The 10,821-nt window shown below is 60.7% G+C and carries 7 protein-coding genes and 2 pseudogenes; 2 read left to right on the forward strand and 7 right to left on the reverse strand.

The window, feature by feature from the left end; translation table 11 throughout:
• Window positions 1–114 precede the first annotated feature (114 nt).
• Window positions 115–267 (forward strand): hypothetical protein, encoded by a 153-nt coding sequence (locus tag ALC15_RS44220; protein WP_157860930.1) that lies wholly within the window; start codon window positions 115–117, stop codon window positions 265–267.
• Window positions 268–320: 53 nt separating this feature from the next.
• On the opposite strand, the pseudogene ALC15_RS22300 reads toward ALC15_RS44220, so the two are convergent.
• The 7 genes and pseudogenes from ALC15_RS22300 to ALC15_RS22330 all read right to left on the reverse strand — a co-directional run bounded on the left by ALC15_RS22300 (window position 321) and on the right by ALC15_RS22330 (window position 10,328).
• A pseudogene (locus tag ALC15_RS22300) lies at window positions 321–1,497 on the reverse strand (acetate/propionate family kinase).
• An 18-nt stretch (window positions 1,498–1,515) separates the two neighbouring features.
• Window positions 1,516–3,924: a phosphoketolase family protein gene (locus ALC15_RS22305; RefSeq protein WP_050629109.1), complete on the reverse strand. Its 2,409-nt coding sequence runs from the start codon at window positions 3,922–3,924 to the stop codon at window positions 1,516–1,518.
• Window positions 3,925–4,266: 342 nt separating this feature from the next.
• The gene (gene hemN, locus ALC15_RS22310) at window positions 4,267–5,619 is read right to left on the reverse strand and encodes an oxygen-independent coproporphyrinogen III oxidase (RefSeq protein WP_050629110.1); all 1,353 of its coding nucleotides are present in this window, start codon (window positions 5,617–5,619) and stop codon (window positions 4,267–4,269) included.
• Window positions 5,620–5,811: 192 nt separating this feature from the next.
• The gene (locus ALC15_RS22315; RefSeq protein WP_050629111.1) at window positions 5,812–6,483 is read right to left on the reverse strand and encodes a 3'-5' exonuclease; all 672 of its coding nucleotides are present in this window, start codon (window positions 6,481–6,483) and stop codon (window positions 5,812–5,814) included.
• Between the two features lies 1 nt (window position 6,484).
• Window positions 6,485–8,287, reverse strand: a complete 1,803-nt coding sequence (locus tag ALC15_RS22320) for a putative nucleotidyltransferase substrate binding domain-containing protein (protein WP_063781860.1) — start codon at window positions 8,285–8,287, stop codon at window positions 6,485–6,487.
• 52 nt (window positions 8,288–8,339) lie between these two features.
• Window positions 8,340–10,029 (reverse strand): annotated as a pseudogene (locus ALC15_RS22325) (cation acetate symporter).
• Window positions 10,026–10,328, reverse strand: coding sequence for a DUF485 domain-containing protein (locus ALC15_RS22330; RefSeq protein WP_050629112.1), 303 nt, complete (start codon window positions 10,326–10,328; stop codon window positions 10,026–10,028). The pseudogene ALC15_RS22325 and the gene ALC15_RS22330 overlap by 4 nt, the downstream one beginning before the upstream one ends.
• A 298-nt stretch (window positions 10,329–10,626) precedes the next feature.
• Here ALC15_RS22330 and ALC15_RS22335 point away from each other — a divergent pair.
• On the forward strand, window positions 10,627–10,821 hold a 195-nt coding region (locus ALC15_RS22335), incomplete at its 3' end, for an acetyl-coenzyme A synthetase N-terminal domain-containing protein (RefSeq protein WP_157860931.1).

Below are 10,821 nucleotides of genomic sequence, written 5' to 3' on the forward strand. Positions count from 1 at the left end.
TAAGTGATAAACGCATTCAGCTGCGCTACGTCGGCGCTGGCGCCGCTGCATCATGATGACATGCCGGCGGCCGACAGCCGGGACGCTCCCGGCCCGATTACGCCGAGGGGAGCAATGGCACAGAATGACCGGGACAGTTTCAGGCAAGTAAACGAGCAAATCAAATTGCGGGAGCAGATCGCGGACATCCTAGAAACCTTCTCAGTCGATGAGCTTCGCCAGCTCCTCGCCGAGATCGACCGCATCATGCAGGAATCCGGAGCCTGAGCGAGTGGAAGCCGGCGGCTCGTGGCGGCGCCGCGGGGAAGCCGGGTGAGAGGTTAGAGGCCAGCAACAAGCAATCGGCGGCAGTGCCGCGCAATGCTCGCCTCCTCGTTGGTCGGAACGACCAACACGTCCACCCGGCTGCCTGGAGCCGTGATGCGCACCGCTCCCTTCGCATTTGCCGCCGGATCGAGCCGGACACCGAGCCAGGCAAGGCGGTCGCAGATTTGCTGCCTGATCTCGGCCGCGTGTTCGCCGATGCCGCCGGTGAATGTCAAGCCGTCGAGGCCGGCCATCGTGTTTGCCATTACGGCGGCTTCGGCGGCAACACGGAAGGTGAAAAGCTCGATGGCTTCGCGCGCGGCAGGCTCGCGGCTTGTCAGCAGGGTGCGCATGTCGGCCGACACCCCTGAGACACCGAGCAGGCCCGAGCCTTCGTACAGCAGGTGCTGCACCGCATCGACCGACATCTTCTCTTCCTGCATCAGGTAGAGCAGAATCCCAGGATCGATGGTTCCGCAGCGCGTCCCCATTACAAGGCCGTCGAGTGGGGTTAGACCCATCGTGGTGTCGACGCTCCTGCCATGGTGCAGGGCGCAGAGGCTGGCGCCGTTGCCGAGATGCGCGACCACCGTACGTGTCTGCGTCGGCGCGAGCGTTGCGAGGCGTCTGCGACATATTCGAAGGAAAGTCCGTGGAATCCGTAGCGGCGGATACCGCGCTCTTCGAGGTTCCGAGGAACGGCGAAGCGGCTGGCAGGCGGCACCAAGCATGATGAAAGGCGGTGTCAAAGCAGGCGATCTGCGTTAGTCCGGGCCGCAAGGATTGCACTGCCCGGACCGGGGCGAGACAGCGTGGCTGATGCAGCGGCGCCAGCGGCGTCAGCACGTCGAGCGCCGTGATGGTTCGTTCGTCAAGCACGACGGGACCGGAAAACTCGCGCCCGCCATGCACGATACGATGGCCCGCGGCGACGAGTTGTTCGGTTCCGCGATAATCATCGAGCCAGCTGAAGATATCGGCGAGCAGGCCGTGATCGGTCATTTCGTCGCCGGAGCGGCGTTTCTCGAACAACTGCTTGCCCGATGGGTCGGTCACCACGATGCGCGGCGCCTTCTCCTGCTCGTCGAGCAAGCCCTTGCACCTCAGCTCCGGGTCGGCCGCTCCGATGTCGAACAGGCCGAACTTGATGCTGGATGAACCGGCGTTGAGAACCAGGACATTGTCCGACATCGGCGGCCTTCCTCGCGCTTACTGCGACGCTTCGCCGTCTGCGCGGCCCGGCCAAACCCAGTCGCGGATCTCCGGCATGTCCTCGCCATGTTCGCGCACATAGCGCGTGTGCTCGATGAGCTTGTCGCGGAATTGTTGTTTCACGTGGGCGGCAGCAATGTCGAGGCCCGGCACCCGCTCGATCGCTTCGATCGCGAGATGGAAACGATCGAGCTGGTTCAAGACCACCATGTCGAACGGCGTCGTGGTGGTGCCTTCCTCGGCGAAGCCGCGCACATGCATGCCGGCATGGTTGGCGCGGTTGTAGGTCAGGCGATGGATCAGATAGGGGTAGCCGTGATAGGCGAAGATCACCGGCTTGTCCCGCGTGAACAGGCCGTCGAAGTCGCGATCGGACAGGCCGTGAGGATGCTGCTCCTGCGGTTGCAGCGTCATCAGGTCGACGACATTGACCACGCGGATCCTGAGATCAGGCAGCGCCTTGCGCATGAGATCGACAGCGGCGAGCGTTTCCAGTGTGGGAACGTCGCCGGCGCAGGCCATCACCACGTCGGGCTCGCGATTCGGCGCCTCGGTGCCGGCCCATTTCCAGATGCCGATGCCGGCCTCGCAATGGGTGATCGCTTCGCGCATCGGAAGCCATTGCGGCGACGGCTGCTTGCCGGCGACAATGACATTGATGCGGTCATAGGTGCGCAGGCAGTGATCGGCGACCCAGAGCAGGGTATTTGCGTCGGGCGGGAAATAGACACGCACGATGTCGGCCTTCTTGTTGGTGACGAGATCGACGAAGCCCGGATCCTGGTGGCTGAAACCGTTGTGATCCTGCCGCCAGACATGCGAGGTGAGGAGGTAGTTGAGCGAGGCGATCGGACGCCGCCATGGCAGCGCGCGTGACACTTTCAGCCATTTGGCGTGCTGGTTGAACATCGAATCCACGATGTGGATGAAGGCCTCGTAGCAGGAGAAGAAGCCGTGACGCCCGGTGAGCAGATAGCCCTCAAGCCAGCCTTGGCAGAGATGTTCGCTCAATACTTCCATCACACGCCCGTCATGCGCGAGGTGAACGTCGTAAGGCTCGATCCCTTCCATCCAGACCCGGTCGGTGACCTCGAAGACCGCATCGAGCCGGTTGGAGGCGGTTTCATCGGGACCCATGATGCGAAAATTGCGTGCGCCCGCATTGAGCGTGACCACTTCGCGCAGGAGCTTGCCGAGCTCGCGGGTCGCTTCGGCGACGACCCCGCCGGGACGCGGAACGTCGACGGCATGGGTGCGGAAATCCGGCAGTTTGAGCTCGCGCTTGAGCAGTCCGCCATTGGCATGTGGATTGGCACCCATCCGGCGGTCGCCCAGCGGCGCGAGTTGTTGCAGCTGCGGTACAAGCCGTCCGTCGGCGTCGAACAATTGGTCCGGCTCGTAGCTCCGCATCCAGTGTTCGAGCAATTTCAGATGCTCAGGAATGCCTCGCGGGTCGGCGATCGGCACCTGGTGCGCGCGCCAGAATCCCTCCACCTTCAATCCGTCGACTTCCTTCGGTCCGGTCCAGCCCTTCGGGCTTCGCAGCACGATCATCGGCCATTTCGGGCGCTGCAAGCCCGAAGCTGTTTGGCGTGCTGGTTGCTGGATCGCACGGATGCTCGCGAGCGCGCTGTCGAGCGTGTCGGCCATCAGCCGATGCATCGCATGCGGGTCCTCGCCTTCGACAAACAACGGCGCGTAGCCATAACCGGCGAACAGGCTGCGGACTTCCTCGTCGGTCATCCGGCCCAATATTGTCGGATTGGCAATCTTGTAGCCGTTGAGGTGGAGGATCGGCAGCACCGCGCCGTCATTTACCGGATTGAGGAACTTGTTGGAATGCCAGGACGCAGCGAGCGGGCCGGTCTCGGCCTCGCCGTCGCCGACCACGCAGGCGACGATCAGGTCAGGGTTGTCGAGTGCCGCACCAAAAGCATGGACCAGTGCATAGCCGAGCTCGCCACCCTCATGGATTGATCCGGGCGTTTCCGGCGCGGCGTGGCTGGGGATGCCGCCGGGGAAGGAAAACTGACGGAACAGCTTTCGCAGGCCATCCGTGTCGCGCGTCACCTCCGGATAGATTTCCGTGTAGGTGCCTTCGAGATAGGTGTTGGCGACCATGCCGGGGCCGCCATGGCCGGGCCCGCAGACGTAGATGACGTTGAGATCGGAGCCGCGGATCACGCGATTGAGATGAGCATAGATGAAGTTGAGCCCCGGCGTCGTGCCCCAATGTCCAAGGAGACGCGGCTTGATGTGCTCGGGTTTCAGCGGTTCCCTCAGCAGGGGGTTGGCAAGCAGGTAGATCTGGCCGACGGAAAGGTAGTTGGCGGCCCGCCAGTAGCGGTCGAGCAACTCAAGATCATCCGTACGTGCTTGTTCGTTTGGAGCCGTCGTCAATTGCATGTCGCTCTCCCGAGGAGTTCAGGGATGACCTCGAACGCCGTCCATCCGTTCCATCTTAAGGAGCCAATATGACCGGGATGGCTTGAGCCAGCGCAAAGATGCGTACCAATCCGGGCCATCGGGCGGCGTCACGCGAAAGTGGACCCCGGCTATGTCAAAACCACGTCGCTGGCGCAGTAATCCAAAAAAGAAGCCCGGCCGAAGCGGCCGGGCATCGAGTATCGAGATAACCCCTGGGGAAGATGGGTCGCTCGTCCTAACAAGAGCATTCGAGCATGTCGGGCGCTCTTGCGATTTGAGCCAGCGCAACTTCGTGGAAATGTGCTGGTTTTCTGGATGCTGTCAGACAGCCCGGCTGTGCGTGGCCACAGCCCGTCCCAGATGAGCGTCGAACGCGGACGCAACGCTGCGGACCAGGAATTCCGCGCCGCCGCTCACGAATATCCGGTCGTCGTCCATGGTGATCGCGCCGTCCGCGATCAAGCTCTCGAGCCGCTTTCGATCGACGATTGCGCTCTGCGGATCGCGGCCGTGCGATCGAGCGATTTCCGACAGGTCGACGGCCATATTGCACATGATGCGCTCGATGATGTCGGCTCTGAAGCGATCGTCCTCCGTGAACGCGTAGCCCTTGACGGTGGCGAGCCGATCTTCGGCGACGCGAGCCAGATAATCGCGCGTCGCAACGACGTTCTGCACGAAGCCATGTGGCGTGCGGCCGATGGCGCTGGCGCCGAGGCCGATCAGCGTTTCGGCGCAATCGTCCGTGTAACCCTGGAAGTTGCGGCGCAGCCGGCCGTCCCGCTTTGCCACGGCAAGACTGTCATCTGGAAGAGCGAAGTGATCGAGACCGATCCGCACATAGCCGGCGCTGACGAGGGCATCCGCAATCGCTGCTGACTGCAGATGGCGGTCGGCGCTGCCAGGCAGCGTGCTTTCATCGATCGCGCGCTGATGCTTCTTGAACGACGGGATGTGCGCGTAGCCGAACACCGAGAAGCGGTCGGGACGGAGTTTGATGCATCTGGCGACCGTATCCAGGCACGAATCCACGGTCTGGAGCGGCAGCCCATAGAGGAGATCGAAGTTGAGCTTGTCGATGCCGGCCCGCCGTAACCGTTCGACACATGTTGCGGTCTGCTCGAAGCTTTGCATGCGGTTGATGGCGCGTTGGACATCGGGATCGAAGCTCTGCACGCCGAGGCTTGTGCGGTTGACGCCGCTGAAGCCGAGCGCCTCGGCCATCGGCTCTGTGAGGGTGCGCGGATCGATCTCGACCGCAATCTCGGCATCAGGCAGCACGAAGTAGGAGTAGCGCAACGCGCCGACGAGATCGGCGAAGGTTTCCGGCGCCATGATCGTCGGCGTGCCGCCGCCGAAGTGGATGTGCGAGACCGGAAGGCGCTGGCCGACGGCTTCGGCGACCAGGTGTGCCTCGGTGCGCAAGCCGGAAGCATAAAGAGCGATTGGATCATCTCGCCTTGTCACCGAGGTGTGGCAGCCGCAGTACCAGCACATGGATCGGCAGAATGGTACGTGCAGGTAGATCGAGGCGGGGAGCCGCGTGGGAATGGATCTGAGCCATCTCCGATAATCTGCAACACCGATCGCGGAGCCGAAGTGCGGCGCGGTCGGATAGCTCGTATAGCGGGGCAGCCGATCCTGTCCGTAGGCAATTGCTAAGTCCGGTCGCATTCACCATCCCTCCGCATCTGGGTTGGCTATCCCGGTTTCGGCGCTCCGGCTTTGCGCTATCTCAATTGCCAGGCAAGCAGTGCCAGCTCCCTCCCGACGATGCTGAATCGTTGCCGCCGCAGGCGAGTCTTACTTGCGTGGTTCCGACAGCCGAATCCGGCTCCTCCGGCCCGCCGTGACCCGACCGTCGACCTAACCGCCGGTTGGATCGAATACGGTGTGGGTGCGCAAGCGGGGAATTCTACTTCCTCTCCTCTTCTTGTCACGTAGTGCGACATACATCATGGCCGTCATCAGAGCGTCATTGAAGGCGTCGTGCTGGTCAAGCTGCGGGATGTCGAGGTCCTTGAGGATTGAAGCAAACGCGAGATCGATGGAAGTGTTCTGCGGCGCGTCGCCGTACTTCCGTTCGTAGTAAAGCTCGGAGACCTCAATGCGGGGATTCGGCAGTTCGATGCCAAGAAAGGGTAGGATATACTTGTTCAGCATCGCAATGTCGAAGTCCAGGTAGTAACCGACGAGGGGGCGGCCACCGACAAAGTGCAGGAAGCGCGGCAGCAACTTCCGGATTGGATGTCCCATTGCAACGTCGGCCAGGCGGAGGCGATGTACCCGGATTGCATCGGCCTGCATGCCTGCATCGGGCTGCACGACCTCCTCGAAGCGCTCACTGGTCAGGATCGTGTTGCCCCTGATCTTGATTGCAGCGACGCTTACGATCTCGGCCGAACGAATGCTCAAGCCGGTCGTTTCGCAATCGATCGCGACGACCTCATCCGTGGTGTCACGCTCGAACATGAACCGATAGGACTGGTCACCTATCGAAGCCTGGTGAAACAGACGTTTGATCGCGCGAGGGATCACGTCAAAACATACCAAGGTTAAAATGACGGCTAATTTGGTCGCGAAACTCTTTAACGATATGGAACGCATCGCGCAGGAGGTCACGCTCCATGCTCGACAACGATGATGGCCGCACCAGCGTGCCGGAGGCGCCGGCCGATGCCGCCAGCTGCCCATCGAGCCTCAGCATCAGCATGAATCGAAAGGCCTGGGTGAGCTCGCGAGCGAAGTCGTCGCGCAAGACGCCCATATCGCGCAGCCGCGCGATGCGCCTGTCAGTGGCGGTTTCCATCAAGCCGTGCTCGAGGGCGAGACTGCGAACGCCGTGGACGACCGGGAAAATGCCGCCCTTCTTGAGATCAAGCGCGTCGCCATTGGCCTCGGACGTGATCAAGTTCTTGAACAGGCCTATCGGTGTGGCGAACAGGTCGATCGCGCGGGCGAAGTGCGCGAGGAATGCCTGCTCGCCGCGTACCAGCTCAATCAGACTTGTCTTGGCTTCCGCCAGCAGCGCAGGATCGCCCGCGACGCATCGCGCATCATAAAAGATCGCAAGGTTCAAATGAGATGTCGCGTCGGGTAGCGCGAGCCAGCTGCGAAAGTCCGCCAGATACTCCGAGAGCGGCTTCGACCAGGTGGGGTTACTCACCATGACCTGTCCGGGGCACGGTGGGAAGCCAAATTCGGCCAACGCACCGGAGAACTGGGATCGGAACGTATTCAATTGCGCTTGATCGACGGAATTGCGCAGGATGATGCCATTGTCCTGGTCTGTGCGTATTGTTTGCTCGCCGCGTCCTTCGCTGCCCATAACGATGAGGCAGCCGCTGCTGCGAAACTCTGCCGGGGCGAGCATCTCGAATAGCTTGGAAAACAGCCGTTGATTCAGGTCGGATATGATTTCGCCGATCAATTCGACAGCGACGCCTTGACGACGCAGGGTACGTACCTGGGCCGCGGTTTCGCGCGCCGCGACCAGTAGATCGTCGCGAGACGCGGCGCGCTCGATGCGTCCAGCCAGAAGCTGCGCGCTGCCGGCAAGGAATCCGAGTACGTCGATATCTTCCAGGATTCCAATGAAGCGGTCACCCTCGCGAATCGCAATGCGCCGCTTGTTCAGTTTGGTCATCAAGACGAGTGCGGTGGATACGAGGTCGTCAGACTTCAGTGTGACCAGATCAAAATGCGCGAGGTCACGCACGGGGGCTCGAATCGACTGGCGACGGAGAACCACGGCTTTCGATAGGTTCATGCCGGTGACGATGCCTGTGCGTTCCCCATCACGAACGAGCAATGCATTGCTGTCGGCGTCATGCATCACATGGCCCGCGGTCTCGATGGTATCCTCCGCATCGATAAAGGTGGCAGGGCGCATGAACAGCTCGGAGATGCGCGCCCGCATCGTTGATCCGTAGCGCTGCTCCTCCTGGTCTTTGACGAAGTTGTCGAGTTTCAGCGAGATGTCGCGGTAGAAGAATGAAGCAAATCGCGGGTTGCTCTGAATCAGGTCAAGGATAGTGGCTTTTGGAACGGCATAGCACAGAGTTTCGTCGCGACTGACGAACGCGTGACCGCTCCTTCCATGAACGAGTGCTCGGCTGTCAAAACTATCCTTGGGGCCGAGCAGGGCCAGCAGATCTCCGCCGTCTCGCACTTCAATTGTGCCCTTGATGACGACGAAGAGGGATTCAGCCGGAGTATTCTGCCCGATAATCAGTTCGTCAGGGCTAAAGTATATGATGTCCAACGCCGCACGAAGTGTTTCCACTTCGTGCAGCGTCAGACGATCGAACGGTGGATTTGCAGCATCGAAAGCCTTGGGCATTCACCATGGTGCCTTTGCGCTTGCGCGATGCATCAACTCGCCGGTCCGTATCTCAGTGCGTGGTGGCGTCGGCTGCACCAATGCCGGTCTGGCTCCGTACAAACTGCGCGTCAAAGCCCCTGCGGTCCGCGCCGGCTCGCATGCTGCGGTCCAGGATCGAGACCAGCCAGATCGTGACAAACGCAATGGACATCGAGAACAAGGCTGGATTGTCCAACTTGATCGGCGCCGATCCCTTGGCGAATCCGAATGTCGCCTCCCAGACTGCGGGCGACAACAGCACGCCGACGACCGCGCTCGTCAGGCCGAGGAAACCGCCGACCAATGCGCCTCTGGTCGTGAGATCCTTCCAGAAGATCGACATCACCAGGACCGGGAAATTGCAGGACGCCGCGATGGCGAAGGCCAAGCCGACCATGAAGGCGACGTTCTGGTTCTCGAAGATTATGCCAAGAATGATCGCCAGCACGCCCAGGAACAGCGTCGCGATCTTTGAGACGCGAACCTCGTCTTGCTCATTGGCGTGGCCTCCCTTGATCACCATCGCGTAGATGTCATGACTGATGGAGGATGCGCCGGCGAGAGCCAACCCCGAGACCACCGCGAGAATGGTCGCGAATGCGACTGCAGAAATGAACCCGAGGAACATGTTGCCGCCAACGGCATCGGCAAGGTGGATGGCGGCCATATTCGATCCACCCTTGATGGCGGCAATGCCGCTCTTGGTCTTCTCAAGAATACCCGCATCGAGGAATGTTAGATCGGTCGAGACCAGCGTAATGGCGCCGAAGCCGATAATGAAAGTCAGAATGTAGAAATAGCCGATGAAGCCAGTCGCATAGAACACCGATTTTCGCGCGGCTTGAGCATCTTTCACAGTGAAGAAACGCATCAGAATATGCGGAAGACCGGCGGTTCCGAACATGAGGCGATGCCAAGCGAGATCGCCGACAATGGATTCGAAATCAGGCTTCCCGGCTCCATGATGGCGACCTTCTTCGGATGCACCACGGTTGCCTTGGCAAACAGCGCTTCCGGGCTGAATCCGAACCTGTAGAGTACGGCGCCGGCCATGAACGTCGCGCCGAACAAGAGCAGTATCGCCTTGGTGATCTGCACCCAGGTCGTGGCTTTCATGCCGCCAAAGGTCACGTAGATCATCATGAGGCCGCCGACCAGGATGACGGCGATCCAGTAGTCCAGTCCGAAAAGCAGCTGGATCAACTTGCCGGCGCGACCATCTGCGCGATCAGGTAGAAGGCGACGGTGACCAGCGAGCCGCATGCAGCAAGGATCCGGATTCGCGTCTGTCCGAGTCGAAACGAGGCGACGTCAGCAAATGTGAACTTGCCAAGGTTGCGCAATTGTTCGGCGATCAGGAACGTGACCACGGGCCAGCCAACCAGCCAACCCACGGAGTAGATCAGGCCGTCGTACCCTGACGTGTAGACAAGGCCCGAAATGCCGAGGAACGAAGCCGCGGACATATAGTCACCGGCAATCGCGAGACCATTCTGTCCAGCCGAGATGCCGCCGCCGGCAGAGTAGAAGTCGGCAGCCGACACCGTCCGTTTTGACGCCCAGTAGGTGATCGCAAGCGTCAAGGAGACGAAGCCGATGAACATGCCGATGGCAGCCCAATTGACGGCTTGCTTGGTGCCGCCATCGATGGTCCCGGCCGCCAGCGCGAGCGAAGGAAAGCAGACCGATAGAGCGACGAACAGGTGAGTGAGCTTCTTCATGAGCGGCGCGCCCCGACGATCTGGCGGATCAGTGAGTCATATTTGGAGTTGGCCTGGTTGACGTAAATGCCGGTCAGGAGAAAGGCCGAAAGGATAACCAGGAGGCCGATCGGGATGCCGATGGTCGTCACGCCGGCGCCGATTGGGGTGCCGAGGAATTTTGGCGCGTACGCGACGAGGAGGATGAAGCCGAAGTATATGATCAACATGATCAGAGACAACGTCCATCCAAGCGAAGAACGTCGGCGAACCAGTTCCTGATAGTTTGGGTCTTGCTCTATCGTTTTGTAGCTGCTCACTTCACGGTCCCTCAGCGTTGTAGAAGAATGTCGAATCCGCGCGTAGCGGACTGATATTCCTGCATGGTGAAAGTCGGGCACATGTGATCGTGAAGCGATCTCGCTCACGACAAGGCGCTATTGAAGCGGAACTACGTATGTACGACGGGACCGGGAAGGTCTTGATGCAGGTCAAAAATGCGGAATGGTTGGCGTCGGTAGCAGTGCAACGAGGAGCTGTCCCGCAGCTGCTTTTTGACGGGGATCAAACTGGCGCCGAGCGCATGAGGTATTGGGTCGCCCTCAGGGAGGCTGTCTTATGAAAAAGAACTACGCAGAGCCCGTTGTACTGGAAACGACATATGACGTGTCGGCCGACTGGGCCAAGCGCGCTTATGTCAACGACGCCAAATATCGCGAGATGTACGCGCACTCGGTCAAGGACCCGAACGGCTTCTGGGCCGAGCACGGCAAGCGGATCGACTGGATCAAGCCCTACACCAAGGTCGAGAAT

Source organism: Bradyrhizobium viridifuturi, from assembly GCF_001238275.1.
In the GTDB taxonomy this organism is placed as follows: Bacteria; Pseudomonadota; Alphaproteobacteria; order Rhizobiales; family Xanthobacteraceae; genus Bradyrhizobium; species Bradyrhizobium viridifuturi.

Excerpts from the sequence above, each read along its gene's own strand:
- ALC15_RS22305 (WP_050629109.1), bottom strand. The coding sequence starts at position 3,924 with ATGCAATTGACGACGGCTCCAAACGAACAAGCACGTACGGATGATCTT.
- ALC15_RS44220 (WP_157860930.1), top strand. The coding sequence starts at position 115 with ATGGCACAGAATGACCGGGACAGTTTCAGGCAAGTAAACGAGCAAATC.
- hemN (WP_050629110.1), bottom strand. The coding sequence starts at position 5,619 with ATGCGACCGGACTTAGCAATTGCCTACGGACAGGATCGGCTGCCCCGC.
- ALC15_RS22320 (WP_063781860.1), bottom strand. The coding sequence starts at position 8,287 with ATGCCCAAGGCTTTCGATGCTGCAAATCCACCGTTCGATCGTCTGACG.